This is a genomic window from Herbaspirillum lusitanum, from assembly GCF_046025995.1.
Classification (GTDB): domain Bacteria; phylum Pseudomonadota; class Gammaproteobacteria; order Burkholderiales; family Burkholderiaceae_D; genus Herbaspirillum; species Herbaspirillum lusitanum_A.
This window is the reverse complement of the sequence record NZ_JAQQFM010000002.1, coordinates 456,724-476,079: the sequence shown is the minus strand read 5'-3', so window position 1 is coordinate 476,079 and position 19,356 is coordinate 456,724. Positions and strand designations below refer to the sequence as shown.

Annotated in this window: 15 protein-coding genes; 11 read left to right on the top strand and 4 right to left on the bottom strand. The window is 60.9% G+C overall.

Translation table 11 applies throughout. From position 1 onward, the window contains the following. Positions 1-29: 29 nt before the first annotated feature. Genes prsR through PQR62_RS05095 form a run of 4 tightly spaced genes read right to left on the bottom strand, consistent with a single transcriptional unit; the run spans position 30 to position 5,529 of the window. A complete protein-coding gene (prsR, locus tag PQR62_RS05110) occupies positions 30-1,391 on the bottom strand; it encodes a PEP-CTERM-box response regulator transcription factor (protein ID WP_408155452.1) in 1,362 nt (453 codons plus the stop codon). 28 nt (positions 1,392-1,419) lie between these two features. Next, the gene (prsK, locus tag PQR62_RS05105) at positions 1,420-3,534 is read right to left on the bottom strand and encodes an XrtA/PEP-CTERM system histidine kinase PrsK (protein WP_408155450.1); all 2,115 of its coding nucleotides are present in this window, start codon (positions 3,532-3,534) and stop codon (positions 1,420-1,422) included. 22 nt (positions 3,535-3,556) lie between these two features. Continuing rightward, positions 3,557-4,948, bottom strand: a complete 1,392-nt coding sequence (locus PQR62_RS05100) for a TIGR03013 family XrtA/PEP-CTERM system glycosyltransferase (RefSeq protein WP_408155448.1) — start codon at positions 4,946-4,948, stop codon at positions 3,557-3,559. After that, the gene (locus tag PQR62_RS05095) at positions 4,942-5,529 is read right to left on the bottom strand and encodes a hypothetical protein (protein WP_408155446.1); all 588 of its coding nucleotides are present in this window, start codon (positions 5,527-5,529) and stop codon (positions 4,942-4,944) included. Before PQR62_RS05095 ends, PQR62_RS05100 begins: the two co-directional genes overlap by 7 nt. Here PQR62_RS05095 and PQR62_RS05090 point away from each other — a divergent pair. The 11 genes from PQR62_RS05090 to wecB all read left to right on the top strand — a co-directional run bounded on the left by PQR62_RS05090 (position 5,528) and on the right by wecB (position 19,356). Next, positions 5,528-6,154, top strand: coding sequence for a PEP-CTERM sorting domain-containing protein (locus tag PQR62_RS05090; RefSeq protein ID WP_408155444.1), 627 nt, complete (start codon positions 5,528-5,530; stop codon positions 6,152-6,154). The genes PQR62_RS05095 and PQR62_RS05090 overlap by 2 nt on opposite strands. Positions 6,155-6,376: 222 nt before the next feature. Beyond that, positions 6,377-7,186 (top strand): YdcF family protein, encoded by an 810-nt coding sequence (locus tag PQR62_RS05085; RefSeq protein ID WP_408155442.1) that lies wholly within the window; start codon positions 6,377-6,379, stop codon positions 7,184-7,186. 48 nt (positions 7,187-7,234) lie between these two features. Next, positions 7,235-8,683: a chondroitinase-B domain-containing protein gene (locus tag PQR62_RS05080; protein ID WP_408155440.1), complete on the top strand. Its 1,449-nt coding sequence runs from the start codon at positions 7,235-7,237 to the stop codon at positions 8,681-8,683. 348 nt (positions 8,684-9,031) lie between these two features. After that, positions 9,032-10,312 carry a nucleotide sugar dehydrogenase gene (locus PQR62_RS05075; RefSeq protein ID WP_408155438.1) on the top strand — a complete coding sequence of 427 codons (1,281 nt, stop codon included), beginning with the start codon at positions 9,032-9,034 and terminating at the stop codon, positions 10,310-10,312. 22 nt (positions 10,313-10,334) lie between these two features. Continuing rightward, a complete protein-coding gene (locus PQR62_RS05070) occupies positions 10,335-11,369 on the top strand; it encodes an SDR family oxidoreductase (protein WP_408155436.1) in 1,035 nt (344 codons plus the stop codon). An 18-nt stretch (positions 11,370-11,387) separates the two neighbouring features. Then, positions 11,388-12,575 (top strand): GNAT family N-acetyltransferase, encoded by a 1,188-nt coding sequence (locus PQR62_RS05065; protein WP_408155434.1) that lies wholly within the window; start codon positions 11,388-11,390, stop codon positions 12,573-12,575. Positions 12,576-12,902: 327 nt separating this feature from the next. Continuing rightward, positions 12,903-14,429 carry an XrtA system polysaccharide chain length determinant gene (locus PQR62_RS05060; RefSeq protein WP_408155432.1) on the top strand — a complete coding sequence of 509 codons (1,527 nt, stop codon included), beginning with the start codon at positions 12,903-12,905 and terminating at the stop codon, positions 14,427-14,429. 82 nt (positions 14,430-14,511) lie between these two features. After that, complete coding sequence (locus PQR62_RS05055) at positions 14,512-15,564, top strand: XrtA-associated tyrosine autokinase (RefSeq protein WP_408155430.1); 1,053 nt, start codon at positions 14,512-14,514, stop codon at positions 15,562-15,564. Then, entirely contained in the window at positions 15,542-17,113 is a 1,572-nt protein-coding gene (locus tag PQR62_RS05050) for a TIGR03016 family PEP-CTERM system-associated outer membrane protein (RefSeq protein ID WP_408155428.1), read from the top strand. Before PQR62_RS05055 ends, PQR62_RS05050 begins: the two co-directional genes overlap by 23 nt. 24 nt (positions 17,114-17,137) lie before the next feature. Then, entirely contained in the window at positions 17,138-18,175 is a 1,038-nt protein-coding gene (locus tag PQR62_RS05045; RefSeq protein ID WP_408155426.1) for an XrtA/PEP-CTERM system-associated ATPase, read from the top strand. After that, the gene (gene wecB, locus PQR62_RS05040; RefSeq protein ID WP_408155424.1) at positions 18,172-19,356 is read left to right on the top strand and encodes a non-hydrolyzing UDP-N-acetylglucosamine 2-epimerase; all 1,185 of its coding nucleotides are present in this window, start codon (positions 18,172-18,174) and stop codon (positions 19,354-19,356) included. Before PQR62_RS05045 ends, wecB begins: the two co-directional genes overlap by 4 nt.

The following is a 19,356-nucleotide window of genomic DNA, read 5'->3' as shown; positions in this document are numbered from 1 at the left end:
TGATCGCTTACTTGATGATTACCTGATATTTACTTGATGTCGTGACGACTCATCAGATCGTACAGCGTAGGCCGGCTCACCCCCAGCAGCTCGGCGGCGCGCAGCACATTGCCATCCATGCGCGCCAGCGCCTTGACCACCGCCTTGCGCTCGGCCTCGTCACGCACCTGGCGCAGATTCAGCGGTTCGCCGGCATCGTCGGCGGCGCTCAGGCCGAGGTCCTCGGCGCTGATGAAGGCATTGTCGGCCATGATCACCGCGCGCATCACGCAGTTTTCCATCTCGCGCACATTGCCCGGCCAGCCGTAACTTTCAATCGCACTCAGCGCTTCCTGGCTGAAATTCAGACCGGCCCGCCCTTCCTTCGCGCCGAACTTATGCAGGAAGTGACGCGCCAGCAAAATGGCGTCGCCGGAGCGCTCGCGCAGCGCCGGAATCTTGATCACGATTTCACACAGGCGGTAATACAAGTCTTCGCGGAAGCTGCCGGCTGCGGTCAGTTCCTTGAGGTTGCGGTGCGTCGCACAGACAATCCGCACGTCCACCGGAATTTCGGTATGGCCGCCGACGCGCTCCACCACGCGTTCCTGCAGAAAGCGCAGCAGCTTGGCCTGCAAGGCCATCGGCAGATCGCCGACTTCATCCAGGAAGAAAGTGCCGCCATTGGCGAGTTCGACCTTGCCTATGGTTTGCTTGACGGCGCCGGTGAAAGCGCCTTTTTCGTAACCGAACAGTTCGCTTTCCAGCAGATTCTCGGGAATCGCGGCGCAGTTGATCGCCATGAAACGGCGCTGGCTGCGCGGACTCAGCTGATGCAGCGCGCGCGCCAGCACTTCCTTGCCGGTGCCGCTATCGCCTTGCAGCATCACCGATGCCGAAGACGGCGCCACCTTTTCAATGCTGCGGCAAACGCCCAGCATGCCGCTGTCGCGACTGATCAGCCCGGTCAGCGGCGAGCTGCCTGCGCTCTGCTGCATGCGGCGGTTTTCCTGTTGCAGGGCATGCACGTAGAAGGCACGCGCCACCACCAGACGCAGGATTTCGTCATCGCAAGGTTTCTGATGGAAATCGTAGGCGCCCATGCTGATCGCCTTCACCGCATGCGCGTGATCCTGATTGCCGGTCAGCATGATCACCTTGGTGTCCGGCGCCAGCGCCAGCACCTGCTGCAAGGTCGCGAATCCTTCCGAAGCGCCGTCCGGATCGGGCGGCAGGCCGAGATCCATGGTGACCACCGCCGGTTCGTGCCGGCGCACCATCGCCAGCGCACTTTCGCGGTCGCCCGCGATCAGCACCTCATAGGCGTCCAGACTCCAGCGCAATTGTTTTTGCAGGCCCGGATCGTCTTCGACGATCAGCAGTTTCGGCTTGGTTTGGCTATTCTGGCTCACAGACTTCCCTCACAAATTTCCTTTTGGATCACGCGGCAGCTTCGCCGAGTGCGGCCTGCAGCGGCAGCAGAATGCGGAAATGGGTTCCCGCCGCTTCCTGGCTGTCGACGTGCAATTCGCCGCCCAGCGCCAGAATGTATTCACGGCTCTCAAACAGCCCGATGCCCATGCCTGCCGACTTGGTGCTTTCAAAAGGCTTGAACAGACGATCGCGGATGAAATCGCTGCTCATGCCCAGACCATTATCCTTCACCGAGATCAAAACGCGCTCGCCATTGCGTTCGGCACTGACCGCTACCGTCCCGCTCTTGGGTGAAGTGGCTTCAATCGCGTTCTGAATGATATGCCCCAGCACGCGTTCCAGGCGCTCCTGATCGGCCATCACCACCAGCGCCGGATGGCGCACTTCAAGCGAGGGCCGCGGTTCCGCAGCCGACTTGGCCGCGATCGCACGTTGCAACAGCGCATCGACGCGCACCGGCGCATGGGTCTCGGCAGAATCCTTGCGGCTCAGTTTGTGCAGCAGCAACTTCATCTTCTGCACCGAGAAATCGACGGTGTCTATCATGTCGCGCTGAAATTCCGGATTGTCCTTATGCCGCTCGGCATTGGCCATCAGCAGCGACAACTGCGACACCAGGTTCTTCAGGTCATGCACGATGAAGGTGGACATGCGATTGAAGGATTCGAACTGGCGCGCCACCATCAGCTCGGTGGCGAAACGCTGCTGCGCCAGATAGCCGCCGGCCTGGCTGCCCGCTACCTTGAGCAGATCGATCACTTCCCAGTTCAGCTTGAGCGGCGTGCGCGGCCGCGCCAGCACCACAAAGCCGAACAAGGCGCCATGCACTTCCAGCGGCACCACCAGCCAGGCTTGCGCCATGCGGCCCAGCCACAGCGGAATCCTGAGATCCTCATAGCGCGCGGGGTCGGCCGCGTATTCCTGCAGATCGATCACCCATTGCTTTTGCTCAAGAAAGCGCAGCAAGGAATGATTGGCCGTATCGGCCTCGCAATCGATCGCCATATTCCAGCGCGCGGTGACTTCGCATGGCTGCGCCGCGTCTGATGGTTTGACCTGCGCTGCGCCCGGCAAGGTGAACACGGCGCCGGCCGGGCTTTCCACCAGCTTGGCGAGCGCCTGTATCACGCGCTGCTCCAGCCCCGGCCCCTTCTCCGACAAGGCGCGCGTAAAGGCCAGCCACTCTTCGCGGTAGTCGTAGTTGTAGCGATAGAAATGCTTGCTGATGAAGACCCGCAGCCGCGAGCGCATGCCGCCCGAAAACAGCACGCCCAGCAACAGAATCGCAGCGCCGAACAGGAAGGCCACTTGCATGACCGAGCCCCAGTTGCCGCCGAAAATACGCAAGGCATAGCCGGCCGAGGCCATCGCCAGCAGATAGATCGCGGTGCCGAACAATGCCGCCGAATGGAACAGGATGCGGCGCGACACCGTCAATCCCAGCGACCATTTGGGATTGCGCCAGGCTGAAACCGCCACCAGCGGCACCGCCAGCGTATTGACCATGCCGCGCGCATTCCAGATGTCCGGATTGATCTGGCGAAACAGCATGGCGTCGCTGTACATGTAAAAATCGTAGGCGAACATCAGACCGATGCCGAGGCAGGCAAACTTGATGCCCCAGCGTTGCTCCGCCACGGTATTGCGATACAACTGCTCCACCAGAAACAGGCCCAGCACGGCGGAGGCGACACGGAAGATGGTCACCGCCATGAAGGCAGAGAGCTTGATCGGATAAGCGTACTCCCAGGACACGCTGAGACAGGCAAGCAGATTCACCAGATAGAAACCGGCCACCACCAGCGTCCAGGAATTGATACGCGCTACGGCGGGCCGCTCGGACTGGCCGATGGCGCCCAACAGGAGCAGCATGAAGGCCGACCAGCCGGCATCGCGCAACAGCTCCAGCACCGCCGGCAGCCAGCGCAAGGAAGCCGGCAGGAACGGCCCGAGCAGTACCGCACCGGCCCAGGCCGCGCTGATCAGACTGGTCGCCGCCAGCGTGCGCCGGCGCAGCTGTCCTTGTGCGGTCGCCAGCAAAAAACCGCCGAACAGCAGGAAGCCCAGGGCCGCCGTGATGTAGCCGATCAATGCGACTCCAGCGATTTCTGCGATTTCCATCGGCATGTACCGCCCGCCCCGCTCAGGTTCCGGCGCCGAACAGAACGACGTTGAGCGTGTCGATCAGAATCAGGATGTCGAGGAACAGACTGTTGTTCTTCACGTAGTACAGGTCGTACTGCAGCTTCTGGATGGCGTCGTCCTTGGATGCGCCGTATTTGTAGCGCACCTGGGCCCAGCCGGTGATGCCGGGCTTGACGCTGTGGCGGACGTTGTAGAACAGGATTTCTTCGCCGAACTGCTTGACGAAGAAAGGACGCTCGGGACGCGGTCCGACGAAGCTCATCTCGCCCTTCAGCACATTGAAGAGTTGCGGCAACTCGTCGATGCGGAATTTGCGCATGATGTTGCCCACGCGCGTGATGCGCGGGTCGTTGGAGCTGGCCCATTGCGGCGTGCCGGCCTTTTCGGCATCGGTGCGCATGCTGCGGAATTTGAGCACCAGGAAGGTCTTGCTGTTCTTGCCGACGCGCTCCTGCCGGTACAGCACCGGGCCGCGATCTTCCAGCCAGATGCAGAACATGGCGCCCAGCATGACGGGCGCCAGCAACGGCAGCATGATGGCGCTGATCAGAATATCGAAGCTGCGCTTCATGAAAGTCCGCATCAGGCTCTGGTCGAAACCGTCGCTGAACACCAGCCAGCTCGGCTGCAGGCAATCGAGACGAATCTGGCAGGCCTCGCGTTCGAAGAAAGTGGCGGCGTCGATCACGTGCACGCCTTTGAGCTTGCATTCCAGCAACTCCTGAATCCGCAGGCTGCCGCCGCGGCGGTTCTGCACCGCCACCACGATTTCGCGCGCATTGTATTGGCCGGCGGTGGCGAACAGGGTATCGGCCGAATGGATGATTTCGCCCGGCATGACGGTGCTGTCTTCGCCCACCACCGGAATGGCGCCGACGATGTCGTATTTGTGATTGCGGATATTGTGACGCGCGGTGTCGATACAATCCCGCACCAGATCGCTGGTGCCGAGGAACAGAATCTGCGACACCAGCACGCGCGACTCCACCAGTTTGAAGAACACCGCGCGCGCGATCAGAATGCCGAGACCGGCCAATACCAGCGCCAGCAGCAGAATGCCGCGCCCCAGATACAGCTTGGGCGCGAAGTAGAAAATCATGACCAGCACCAGCAGCGCAATGGCGAAGGAAGGCACCAGCAGCAAAAAGGTGGTGCGGATGTTTTCGTTGAAGTTGCGCTGATACATGCCCACCGCGCTCATACCGATGATGATGGCGGCCGCGAACACGCAGGCGGAAGGGAAGTAGTTAGAGAAGTTGGCGTACCAATGGCGCTCGCCCATCAGACGGATATTGATCCCCAGATAGCCCGCGCAAAACAGGATTGCGATTTCAACCAGCAACAGCAGACACACCACTTTGGACACATAGTGGTTAGCAATTTTCAACATTTCCCGCCCCCAATACCCGCGTACTCTGCCGCGTTCTGTTCCCGATGCGCATGTTTAACGATGAACGTTTCAGCGGACGATTCCGATGACCGTTGGCAGGCTGTTATCTGGGCAAGTTTTTTTGCTACGACCATTTGCCTGTGCGCAATAGAAATTGTTGTTTTTTTCCGAAATTTTTCTAATTCACTAGGCGATGAAGAATGAACTTTTTTGCAACTTTTTGCAATCAGATTTTTCGGCAAACACCATCGAGACTGACAGCTGCCTGACGCCATTTCATGCATCTCAGAAGCAAATTTTCCGCCAGGAAAAGGCAGCAAAAAATCCCTCCCGAGCAAGTATTGCCCGATGGACTTTTTCGACGCAAAAATGAGGCCGGCGAGCGATGCCAACCGCCGTCCTCCGACCAAATTCAGATCAGAAAATATGTCGAAAAATCTTACACTTACATAAAAATACGCTTCATCAGAAAACGTAAATAACTGAAAACAAAGCCTTTCCGGCCTGTGGCACAGAAATTGCGAAGATGACACTAAAACCGGGTCCCCGGCTTTAATGTCATGCCAGAGAAGAGTCATCATGAAAAAATTAGTCTTCGCTTTTTTGTTGTTGATCGCCAACGCAACGGCTGCTTTCGCCTCGCCGACCACACTGACCTCAAAGTTGAACGTCGACAACACCTTCAGCTTCTACGTCAGCACCAATGACAGCACGCTCGGGACCTTTATCGGCTCCGGCAGCGATTGGGGCACGACCTCCAGCTTCAGCTCCATCCTGACTGCCGGCGTCACCAACTATCTGCACATCATCGCCACCAATCTGGGCGGCCCCGGCGGTTTCCTGGGCGCATTCACCTTGTCGGGCTCGGATGACTTCGTGTTCGCCAACGGCAGCAAGACCCTGCTGACCGGCGATACCGGCCTCAAGCAGAACCTGACCGGTTTCGGCACACCTTACAACGCCACCGTCAGCGAAGGTGCCAACGGCGTCTCGCCATGGGGCTATATTGCCTCCTACGGTACGCTGGTGCCGCAATGGGTCTGGAACTACAACAGCACCTCCAGCGGCGACTTCAACACCGTCTATTTCTCCGCTGCAATCCTGCAGGCCGCAGCCGTGCCGGAACCAGGTTCAATCGCCCTGCTGGGTCTCGGCCTGCTGGCGCTGATGGTGCTCTACAAGCGTCGCAGCCAGTCGCAGGCATAAGCCGGCAAGCGTAATAACTGGCGGCGGGCAGCCGCAGATCAGGCCGGCAATGTGTGGTCTGTTCGCCAATCCGGCGATGACGGAATCGATTAGCATGAAGGCGCACCTGAGGGTGCGTGCATGCAGGTCGATTCCGTTTTCACTTTGTTGTCCTGCACAGCACATGTCAACTGCTGCACCCTGGCTTGCCTTGATTCTCCACCTTGTCTGCGATCCGCTTTGATGAGCGCATTTCCCTCCCTGTCCGATGCCGTACGGCCACTGATCCTGCCCCCGGTCAATCTGATGCTGCTGATCGCGGCGGGCTTGTTGCTGGCCAGATGGCATGCCCGAACCGGACGCGCGCTCGGCATTGCGGCGGCGCTGATTCTGCTCATTCTTTGCATGCCGGCCGGCGCCAATCTGTTGGTGCGGCCGCTGGAACAGCTGACCAAGCCGCTCACCACGCCGCTGGAATCGGCCAAAGCGCATGGCGCGCAAGCCATCGTGGTGCTGGCCGCCGGACGACTGGAACACGCGCCGGAATACGGCAACGCCGACATCCCCGATTACATCGCGCTGGCGCGCCTGCGTTACGCCGCCAGACTGCAGCACGAGACCGGCCTGCCGCTGCTGGTTTCAGGCGGCAACGCGCCCGACGACGACGCCGGCAACAACAAAGCGCGCGCCATGGCCGAGGCCCTGCGCCAGGATTTCGTGACACCCGTCAAATGGGTGGAAGGCCGTTCGGAAAATACCGCCGAGAACGCCAGCCTTTCCGCTGCCATCCTGCAATCCGAAAAAATCGACCGGATCATGCTGGTGACCGACGCCATGCATATGCCGCGCGCCGAAATGGCATTTGCGCACGCCGGCTTCAAAGTGACTGCGGCGCCCACCATGTTTTTCGGCAGCGACCGCCTGCAGGCAGGAGCGTTCATCCCTAGCGCAGAAGGCTTGCGGCGCGCTTATTACGCCAGCTATGAATGGATAGGTTTGCTGTGGTATCACTTGCGGCCTGCTTCGGTTCCGGCAACTGCAACTGCATCCTGATTTGTTCAATACGACCTCGACACGATCTTGCCCAGACATTCTCCGACCATGAAAAACCAATCAAAGCGATTCAAACGATTTGGCTGGACCTTGCTGGCCCTGATCCTGCTGGCGATTGTCGCCATGGCCTTCGTGATCGATCAGCTGAACATACCGCCACGGCAACTTGCCCCCTATCTGGAGCGTCGCGCCGACGGCCATCAGCAAGTGCTGGTCGATACCATGCGCCAGGCCAGCAACATGCTGCAGCAACTGGATCGCGGCACCACCCTGCGCCATCTGCCGCAGCAATGGAACATCGGCGCGCAAGCGCAAGCCGGCAGCCGCGCCGGCGGCGGCGCCAACCTGGTCATGGTCTCGACCGCCACGGAATTGAAACAGGCCATCAATCTGGCGCAGGCCGGCCAGGTCATCACCATGATGCCCGGCCACTACCAGATCAACGGCGACGGCTCGCTCGAGATGCATGCCGCCGGCAAGGAAAACGCGCCCATCACCATTCGCGCCGAGCGGCCGGGCACGGTGTTCGTCGAACTCAATGCCGGCGAAGGCTTCAAGGTCTCGGCGCCGTGGTGGATCGTGGAAAACCTGAACATTCGCGGCATCTGCCAGCAGCAGGAATTTTGCGAACACGCCTTCCACGTGGTCGGCAAGGCCGCGCATTTCGTGGCGCGCAACAACACCGTGACCGACTTCAACGCCCATTTCAAGATCAATGGCGAAGACGGCTTCTTCCCCGATTTCGGCCTGATCGAGGGCAACACGCTGACCAATAGCGGCCCGCGCCAGACCGATAGCCCGGTCACCCCTATCGATCTGGTGGCGGCCAGCCACTGGCGCATTGCGCGCAATCTGATTTCCGATTTCATCAAGGCCAAGGGCGACCGCGTGAGCTACGGCGCCTTTGTCAAAGGCGGCGGGGCCGACAACCGCATCGAGCAAAACATCGTGCTGTGCGAATACATGCTGCAAGGCAATCCCGGCCAGCAGGTCGGGCTATCGCTGGGCGGCGGCGGCACCGGGCCGCAGTATTGCCGCGACCGCCGCTGCATCACCGAACAGGACGGCGGCGTAATTCAGGCCAACCTGATCGCCTCCTGCTCCGACGACGGCATCTATCTCAACAGCGCAGCCGCCAGCAAGATCATGCACAACACGCTGGTCGATACCGGCGGCATCACCGCCCGCTTCGCCGCCAGCACCGCCGATGTGGAGGGCAATCTGGTCGACAGCGTGATCCGCGAACGCGACTCCGGCCTGTTGCGGCCCGATGAAAACATGGGCACCGGCGCGCTGCGTCTGTACCTGGGTCTGCATCCGGTACGCGACTTGTTCCGGGCGCCGGCGGCGCTCGATTTCAGTTTCAGAACGCGGCCGCCGATGCGCGAGCCGGATCAGCCGGTGCCGGATCTGTGCGGCAGCGGCATGCGCAGCAAGTCAGTGAGCTATGGTGCCTTTGAAGATTTTTCCGGCTGCGCCGGAAAGCAACAGAAATAGAAATGGCCGGGCCGAACTCGCCAAGGCCGGCGAAATAATGGACACTGCGATCTTGCCTCGGATCGCGCCGGCCTGGTCATAGGATCGTCATGCCGCCGTCAGCAGAAGGCAACAAAATTTAATTCAGTTTGGGAAAGCTCAGCGTCAGCGCAGAAGCCGGGGTCTGCGTTAAATACGATCAGAGCAATGATGTCAGCAGGCAAATGAAAGACAGGCAGTTCGGATATTCAACCGTGAATATTCAATAACGACAGGATTGCCGCATCGGGTCAGGAAGCGCTACAGGCGCTTGCGGCCGGGATCGCGGCACGGGAAAGTGGTTCTATTTAATTTTGGGGATGGGAAATCATGAGCGTCGTAGCAGTCGTCGGTTTGGGATATGTCGGGCTTCCTCTCGCAGTCGAATTCGGCAAAAAAAGGGACACCATCGGATTCGACCTGTCGGTCTCCAAGGTCGAAAACTATAAAAAGTACATCGATCCGACCGGCGAATTGTCGGGCGAAGAATTGCGTGCCGCACAACAACTCAAGGTCACCGTCGACCCTGCCGATCTGGCCGTCGCCGATTACATCGTGATCGCCGTGCCGACCCCGGTCGACATCGCCCACAATCCTGACTTCGGCCCGCTGGCCGGCGCCAGCGAAACGGTCGGCAAGGTCATGAAGCGCGGCGCCATCGTGGTGTTCGAATCGACCGTCTATCCGGGTGCGACCGAAGAAGTCTGCGTGCCGATTCTGGAACGCCACTCCGGCCTCAAATGGAAAGAAGACTTCCACGTCGGTTTCTCGCCGGAACGCATCAACCCGGGCGACAAGGAGCACACGCTGACGCGCATTCTCAAGATCGTGTCCGGCGACGACGCCGAGACGCTGGACAAGATTGCCGAACTCTACGAATCGATCATTATTGCCGGCGTGCATCGCGCCTCCAGCATCAAGGTGGCCGAAGCCGCCAAGGTCATCGAAAACACCCAGCGCGATCTCAACATCGCGCTGATGAACGAGCTCTCCATCATCTTCGACAAGATCGGCATCGACACCATGGAAGTGCTGCAGGCGGCCGGTACCAAGTGGAATTTCCTGCCCTTCCGTCCGGGTCTGGTCGGCGGCCACTGCATCGGCGTCGATCCGTATTACCTGACGCACAAGGCCGAAATGGTCGGCTATCACCCGCAGGTGATTCTGGCGGGACGGCGCATCAATGACGGCATGGCCAAGTTCGTGGCGGAAAAAACCGTGAAGTCGATGATCGCCGCCGGCTTCCCGATCAAGGGCTCCAAGGTCAATGTGCTGGGCCTGACCTTCAAGGAAAACTGCCCCGACCTGCGCAACTCCAAGGTGGTCGACATCGTGCAGGAACTGGAATCCTACGGCGTCGAAGTGCACGTCTACGATCCGGTTGCCGCGAACCAAGATGCGCAACATGAATACGGCATCAGCCTCGAAGCCTGGGACGATCTGCCGCGCGCTGACGCCTTGGTGGCGGCGGTATCGCACAAGGAATTGCTGGCCCGTCCGCTGGCCGAAATCCAGTCCAAGCTGAAAGACGGCGGCTGCTTCGTCGACGTCAAATCGCATTTCGACCAGGTGGCGCTGCGCGCTGCGGGTTACAGCGTCTGGCGTCTGTGAACCGGACCTTGCAGATTCAACAATGACAAAATATCAGGAACTCAGGCAACACCTGCCGGCGCAGCAAGAACGCTGGCTGATCACCGGCGTGGCCGGCTTCATCGGCTCCAACCTGCTGGAAGCGCTGCTCAAGCTGGGCCAGCGCGTGACAGGCCTGGACAACTTCGTGACCGGTCATCAGCACAATCTGGATCAGGTCAGGCAAGCCGTGGGCGAAGCCGCCTGGAGCAACTTCAGCTTCATCGAAGGCGACATCTGCGATCCGGCTGCCTGCGCGCAGGCCTGCGCCGAGGTCGATTACGTGCTGCATCAGGCCGCGCTCGGTTCGGTATCGCGCTCGCTGGAAGACCCGGTGCGCACCAACAACAGCAACGTCAACGGCTTTCTCAACATGCTGGTGGCCGCGCGCGACGCCAAGGTCAAGCGCTTCGTATTTGCCGCGTCGAGCTCGACTTACGGCGATCATCCGGGCCTGCCCAAGGTGGAAGACATCATCGGCAAGCCGCTGTCGCCGTATGCCGTCACCAAATACGTCAATGAGCTGTACGCCGATGTCTTCGGCCGCTGCTACGGCATGCAGACCATAGGCCTGCGCTACTTCAACGTGTTCGGCCCGCGCCAGGATCCGCACGGCGCCTATGCCGCAGTGATTCCGCAATGGGTGACGGCGATGATCCGCAACGAGCCGCTGCGCATCAATGGCGACGGCAAGACCAGCCGCGATTTCTGCTTCATCGACAACGTGGTGCAGGCCAATCTGCTGGCGGCCAAGTCCGGCGCCGATGCCGCCAATCAGATCTACAACATCGCGCTCAACGATCGCACCGACCTCAATCAGCTCTACGAAATGATGCGCGGCCTGCTGCTGGACAAATTCCCGCACCTGCAGAATCACGCGCCGACTTACGTCGGTTTCCGCGCCGGCGACATCCGCGACTCGCAGGCCGACATCACCAAGGCCCGCACCCTGCTCGGTTACGAACCTTCGCATCGTATTCAGGAAGGCTTGCAGCAGGCCATGCAGTGGTATGTCAGTCATCTGGCGCCCGCGCGCTGAAGCGCGCTCGCTGCGGATATGGACGGCATTCACATCTACCGGCGCCTTGAGGAAATGCCTGATGCATTCAGGCAGTTTTTCGACGCCGCGAATGCCGGGCCATCCGCCGATTTTTCGCTGACGCCGCAGTGGCTCAGCCATCTGGCAAGCACCACCCGCGCTGAAAATCAGGAAGTAAGAATCTACGCCATGACGCGCCATGGCGCGCCCTGCCTGGTGCTGCCCATGTACGGCAGCAAGCAGGAAGCGGCTTTCTGGCGGCCGCGCCGCCTGAGCTCGCTGGCCAACTATTACTCCTCGCTCACCGGCCCGCTGCTGGCCGCGCCGGATCATGAGCGCGATGCCATTCTTGCCGCAGCGATCCGCCACATCGCCCGCGAACGACCGCGCTGGGACAGCGTGGATCTGCATCCGCTGGCACTGGAGGGCGATGCGCTGACCGGCCTGAGCAAGGCCTTGCGCGCCGCCGGCATGGCGGTGCAGGCCTACTTCTGTTTCGGCAACTGGTATCTGGAGGTCGGCGGCCGTTCATACCAGCACTACTTCAACGCCCTGCCTTCACGCCTGCGCAACACCATCATCCGCAAAACGCAGCAGCTTGAAGCGGCCGGACGCTTGCGGGTGGATCTCGTCACTCGCCCGGAAGACGTGGAACAGGGCATCGCGGGCTACGAAGCCATTTATCGCTCCAGCTGGAAAAGGCCGGAGCCCTTTCCCGCGTTCATCCCCGGCCTGATCCGCCTGTGCGCGCAACAGGGCTGGCTGCGACTGGGGATCGCCTATGTCGATGGTCAGCCTGCGGCGGCGCAGATCTGGATCGTGCATCAGGGCGTGGCCTCGATTTACAAACTGGCTTACGACGCTGCCTTCGGCCGCTTTTCGGTCGGCTCCATCCTGACGGCGAGATTGATGCAGCATGTGATCGATCACGATCAGGTGCGCGAGGTCGATTACCTGATGGGCGACGATGCCTACAAGCAAGACTGGATGTCGCACCGGCGTGAACGCTGGGGCTTGCGCGCCTTCAATGTGCGCACGCTGCATGGACTTCTGGGCGCCGCCCGCCACATCGCCGGACGGCGAATTCGCGCCTGGCTGACAGGACGCTTTCAAGGCGCCAGATTGTGTGGCGAAAATGCAGGACAGCCGGCAATCCCCAAAATTTCTATGGGTAAAAAACCGAATAATTATGAGCCAATGATATGATTCGACCATTACAACAATGACAACGCATGCAGCCATTCAGGCGTCCGATTCCGGCCTGATTCCAGAGCAAACGACCACCGGCAGACGAGGGACTGCCAGATCGTTTGTTGCTCAATGCAAACTCATTGGGAATGAGAAAAAACCGGGGGAAATGTCAGCATTGAATGTCAGCATTTCCCTCCAGGCCACACCCACTTCGCCGGCTCGCTTTGCCCTGCTCACGGCGCGTGAATGCGGCTGGCATTCGCACAACCGGTCATACCGCAATAGCGCAACACGTCGATCGCATGATTGCCTGATCACATCTGGTACGGAGAGACTGCTCAAATGGCAGAGTTAATATCGCAACTGTTATCCCATATCAAAGGGATCTGGAAATACCGCTGGATCGCTATCTCCATTGCCTGGGCCATCATGCTGATCGGCGGCATCGTGATCTATCGCCTGCCGAACGACTTCCAGGCGTCGGCGCGCGTCTACGTCGATACCCAGAGCATCCTGAAACCCTTGCTGGCCGGCATGACCACCGTGCCCAATATCGAACAGCAAGTGTCGATCATGAGCCGCACCCTGCTCAGCCGTCCGAATCTGGAACGGGTGGCGCGCATGGCCGATCTCGACATCCACGCCGAGACCGTGGCCGAGAAGGAAAAGCAGGTCGATGAACTGGCTGCGCGCATCAAGATCACCCAGACCGGGCGCGACGACATCTACACCATCACCTACAACAACGAAAAACCCAAGCTCGGCAAGGACGTGGTGCAGTCGCTGCTGACCATCTTCGTCGAGGGCAGCGTGGGCGACAAGAAGCAGGACTCCGACAAGGCGGTGCGCTTTATCGAAGACCAGATCAGCACCTATGAAGACAAGCTGAGCAATGCCGAAAACGCGCTCAAGGAATTCAAGCAAAAGAACGCCGAACTGCTGCCGCGCCAGGGCAGCGACTACGGCAGCAAGCTGCAGGAATCCTCGGATGCGCTGAGCCAGGCCCGTCTTGAACTGGCCGAAGCCGAACAGGCGCGCATTTCGATCCAGAAACAGATGACCGGCGGCTCGTCCAACTCGGCCGACGGCCTGCCCCCTATCATCAATCCGGAACTCGATGCGCGCATCCAGGCCGCCTACAAGCGTCTGGACGATCTGCGCACGCAATACACCGAACAGCATCCGGACGTGGTCGGCACCCGCCGCCTGATCGCCGAACTGGAAAAGCGCAAGGTCGACGAATCGAAAGTGCGCAAGACCGGCGTCGATCCCGGCGCCAACTACAGCCCGATGATGCAGCAGCTCAGCGTCTCGCTGTCCGACGCCAGCGCCAAGGTCGCCAGCATGAAGGCGCGCGTGGATGAATACGCTGCGCGCTATGCCCGCCTCAAGATGCAGAGTATCGCCGCGCCGGACGTCGAGGCGCAGTTCACTCAGCTCAACCGCGACTACATGATCAACAAGGACAACTACGAGAAGCTGGTCACCCGGCGCGACGCCGCCAAGCTGTCCGGCGACCTCAGCTCGGCCACCGATCTGATGACCTTCCGCGTGATCGATCCGCCGACCGTGCCGCGCATCGCGGTCGGTCCGAACCGCCTGCGGCTGTTCTCGCTGGTGTTCGCCGCCGCCGTGCTGGCCGGCCTCGGCGCCACTTTCGTGATGAGCCAGATCCGCCCTTCTTTCCTCAGCCAGCATCAGTTGCAGGAAGTCACCGGCTTCCCGGTGCTGGGCGCTGTGGCAATGAGCTGGACCGATGCCGAAGTCGCCAAGCGCAAACGCGGCGTCAAGGTCTTCATCGCCGCCGGCGCATCGCTGGTCGGCGTGTATGCGCTCACCATGGCGCTGCTGTTTCTGAAGGCAACATGAGCCGGCGCGCACAAGCCGCAGCTGCGGGCGAAATCGGCGCAGCGAACCAGATGAACAAGCCCGGCAATCAGTGGGAGTACGCATGAGTATTATTGAACGCGCTGCAGGCAGGTTGAAAGGCAATCGCAAGGACGGCGCGCAGAGCGCGCCCGACCTCGCTGCGCCGATCGACGCCGCTGCCGCAGCACCGGACGCCGGCGAGCTTACGCCTGCGCCGACGCAGGCAGTTAACGCGCAGGTAGTTACTGCGCAGGCAAATCCAGTTGTACCGGCAGTGGCTGCCGCAGAAACAAACACGCCCGCAACTATGGCGGCGCCTCTGCCGCCAGCAGAAGCCTTGCCTGCCACGGTAGCTGCTCCGGCAGCGACAGCAACTCCGGCAGCCCCGTTGCGCACCGCGCGCGCCGCGCCGAAGAACGTGGAAATCAATCTGGATCGCCTGACCGAACTCGGCTTCATCACGGCCGGCGGCGGACGCTCGCTGATTTCCGAGCAGTTCCGCATGATCAAGCGGCCGCTGATCAAGAAGGCCTTCGCCCCCAAGGATGACGCCGGCAATCCCGGCAACCTGATCATGGTGACCAGCTCGGTACCGGGCGAAGGCAAAACCTTCTGCTCCATCAACCTGGCGCTGAGCATCGCCATGGAACTCGATCACACGGTGTTGCTGGTGGATGTCGATGTGGCACGTCCGGCAGTGCTCAAGACGCTCGGCATCGAAGCCGAACAAGGGCTGATGGATATCCTGCTGGACGACAAGCTGGACATGGCCGACGTCATGCTCAAGACCAACGTCGATACGCTCAGCGTCCTGCCGGTCGGCCGCAAGCACACGCAGGCGGCCGAGTTGCTGGCCAGCCAGTCCATGCATCTGCTGATGGAAGAAATCGCCACCCGCTATCCCGACCGTATCGTGATCTTCGATTCGCCGCCGCTGCTGGTCACCAGCGAAGCGCATGTGCTGGCCAGCAAGATGGGCCAGATCGTGATGGTGGTGGAGGCCGAGTCGACCTCGCAACAGATGGTGAAGTCATCGCTGGATCAGCTCAAGGGCTGCCAGAACGTCAATCTCATCTACAACAAGAGCAAGGCATTTCCAGGAACGAAGACCTATGGCTACTGGGAAGCGTACTAAATCCCGCTCGCACGCGGGCATACATTGCCCGACGGGCGGTGCACTGCCGTTCAGACTGCGCACGACCGTGGCGGCGGCAGCTTTGCTGTTTTCATCGGCCGGCCACGCCGCCGAATGGACCATCACGCCCGCCATCGATGTCAACGAAACCTACACCGACAACGTCAACCTGCAACCCGGCAGCCGCGCCAAGAGCGACTTCGTGACCCAGGTCACGCCCTCGGTCACGGTCGTCGGCAAGGGGCCCCGCCTGACCCTGAACGCCACCTATGGCGCGCAGGAAACCTATTACGGCAATCAGAACGCGGCCTCATCGCTATCCAATCTGCTGCGCGCCGATGCCAAGGCCAGAGTCATCGACAACCTGCTCTACTTCGACAGTTCGGCCTCCATCACGCAACAGAATATTTCGGCCTTCGGCCCGCAGGCGGTGGACAACACCAACAGCAGCGGCAACCGCACCAACGTGCGTTCGATGCGCTTCAGCCCTTATCTGAGCCATCGCTTCAGCTCGTTCGCCACGACTGAATTGCGCTATGCGCGCGACGCGGTCTCGGCCAGTTCCGGCGGCCTGTCCACCAGCAATACCGACACCGTCTCGTTCAATGCCAAGAGCGGCAGCGCATTTCAGACCCTGGGCTGGGGCTTGCAGGGCAGCGATGCAACGACCCACTACACCGGGCAAAACGACGTCAGACTGCAGAACATCGTCGGCACCCTGAGCTATCTGCTGACGCCGCGCTTTCGCCTGATCGGCACCACCGGCTACGATCACAACGACTACACCGCGCTGGGCGGCACGTCGGCCGGCTATTCCTGGAGCGGCGGCTTCGACTGGCGCTACAGCAGCCGCACCAGCCTGAGCGCCTCGGTCGGCCACAAGTATTACGGCAATACCTTTTCGCTGTCGGCGCTGACGCGCAGCCGCGTCGCCAACTGGTCGCTGAGCTACGACGAAACCGTGACCACCACGCCGGCGCTGTTTGCCGCGCCCGGCTCGGTCGATACCAGCACCTATCTGAATCAACTGCTGTCGGGCACCATCACCGATGCGGCGCTGCGTGCGCAGACCGTCAATCAGCTGATCCAGAGCGGCAACCTGCCAAGCTCGCTGACCAATTCGGTCAACTACTTCACCAACACCACCTTCCTGCAGAAGCAATTGCAGGCGGCGGTGCTGCTGAGCAGTCCCAAGACCACGCTGCTGCTGTCGGTGTTCGACATCCGCCGCGAACCGCTGTCGAGCCAGACCGGCATCGTCACCGGCCAGGCCAACGACACCACCGAACAAGTGGGCGGCAGCGCCGTGCTGACGCGTCGCCTGTCGGCGCTGACGCGGGCCAATGTCACGCTGCTGGCGACGCGCGTGAAGTCGGTCAGCACCGGCCGCGTCGACAATACCCAGAGCCTGCGCCTGGGCGTGACGCAACAGCTCGGCCGCAAAGTCAGAGGCACCATAGAACTGCGCCGCAACCAGGGTCAGTCGACCCAGGCCGATGTCGCCTATCGCGAAAACGCGATCAGCGCCTTCCTTAATTTTCAGCTGTAAATTTCAGAGCGAGACGGATCGTCCATGTATGAATCGTATTACGGCCTGCGGGAAAAACCATTCCGGTTGAGACCCGATCCCGTGTTCTTCTTCGGCAGCAAGGGGCACAAGCGCGCCATGAGCTATCTGGAGTACGGGCTGTCGCAAGGCGAAGGCTTCATCATCATCACGGGCGAGGTCGGCGCCGGCAAAACCACGCTGGTGCGCAAGCTGCTGGACAAGCTCGACCCGATGCAGATCGTGTCGGCCCATCTGGTCAACACCCACCTCGATCCGGACAACACCCTGAAGATGGTGGCCGGCGCCTTCGGCCTGCCTTTCGAAGATGCCAGCAAGGCGGCGCTGCTGCAGCGGCTGGAACAGTTCTTCCTGCATTGCGAACAAAAAGGCATGCGCGCCCTGCTGGTGGTCGATGAAGCGCAGAATCTGGCGCCCGACACGCTGGAAGAACTGCGCATGCTGTCCAACTTCCAGAGCAACGGCAAGCCGCTGCTGCAAACCTTTTTGCTGGGCCAGCCGGAATTTCGCGTGACGCTGCACAGCGACAGCATGCGGCAATTGCGCCAGCGCGTGATCGCCAGCTATCACCTCGGCCCGATGGATGCGGAAGAAACCCGCACCTACATCGAACATCGCCTGCGCACGGTCGGCTGGGAAAACGATCCCTCCTTCAACGCGGCTGCGCACGCAGCCATCTTCACTTACACCGGCGGCATTCCGCGCAAGATCAATGCGCTGTGCGACCGCCTGATGCTGATGGGCTATCTGGAAGAACTGCGCGCCTTCGGCGCCGAGGAAGTGGCGGAAGTCATCAGCGACTTCCAGCAAGAGTTCGAACTGCCGCTGGAAGACGTCAACAGCCAGACCATGGCCGAGCTGAATGCCATCGAACGCCAGCATTCGAACGACACGCTGGAAGATCTGCAGGAACGCCTGAGCAAGCTGGAAAAAGCCACCGGCTCGATCCTGAAAGTGCTCAAGGACATCACTTCGCGCGCCGGCAACATTAGCAGTAGCGGTAACGGCAACAGCAACGACACCAACGACGGAAAACCATCATGACCAGCGCCAACGATAACGCCAACACTCCGACAGCTTCCTCCGGCCAGCACCACATCCTGTGCATCGTCGGCGCCCGTCCCAACTTCATGAAGATCGCTCCCATCATGGCGGCTTTTGCGGCGCGCGGCGACCAGGTCAAGGCGACTTTGCTGCACACCGGCCAGCACTACGACGTGGCGATGAATCATCAGTATTTCGAAGCGCTCGGCATTCCCTCGCCGGACATCAACCTGGAAATTGGTTCCGGCAGCCACGCGGTGCAGACCGCGGCGGTGATGCAGCATTTCGAGCCGGCGCTGGACGCCGCCCAGGCCTCAGCCGTGCTGGTGGTCGGCGATGTCAATTCGACCCTGGCCTGCGCACTGGTGGCGACCAAGAAAGGCATTCCGGTGATTCACGTCGAGGCCGGCCTGCGCAGCTACGACCGCGCCATGCCTGAAGAAATCAACCGCATCCTGACCGACCAGATTTCCGACATCCTGTTCACCACCGAAGCCAGCGCGCTCGGCAATCTGACGCGTGAAGGCATAGACGCCTCGCGCGTGCGCTTCGTCGGCAACGTGATGATCGACACCCTGCGCCTCAACCTGCCGCGCGCGATTGCGCTGCCGCAGATTCTGGCCGATCAGGGCCGCAGCGATTTCAGGCATGACGCCGGTTATGCCGTGCTGACCCTGCACCGCCCCTCCAACGTCGATGATCCGGCGGTGCTGCGCAGCCTGCTGGAAACCGTGCGCCAGATCAGCGAGCGGCTGCCGGTGGTGTTCCCGCTGCATCCGCGCACGCGCGGCATGATAGAAAAATTCGGCCTGAGCGAACTGATCGACCTGCCGCAAATTTTGTTGCTGCCGCCCATGGGCTATCTGGAAATGCTGGGCCTGATGAAGAATGCACGTCTGGTGCTGACCGACTCCGGCGGCATTCAGGAAGAGACCACCGCGCTGGGCGTACCCTGCGTCACCCTGCGCAACAACACCGAACGACCGATCACGGTCGAGCAAGGCACCAACACCATCGCCGGCCAGGATCCGGCCACCATCCTGCGCCTGTTCGATGAAGTGATGAACAGCGGCGGCAAGGCCGGCCGCGTGCCTGAATTCTGGGACGGCCACGCCGCCGACCGTATCGCCGAACAACTGTGCGAATGGCTGGACCAGCGCAATGCAGCTAGCGGAGACTGA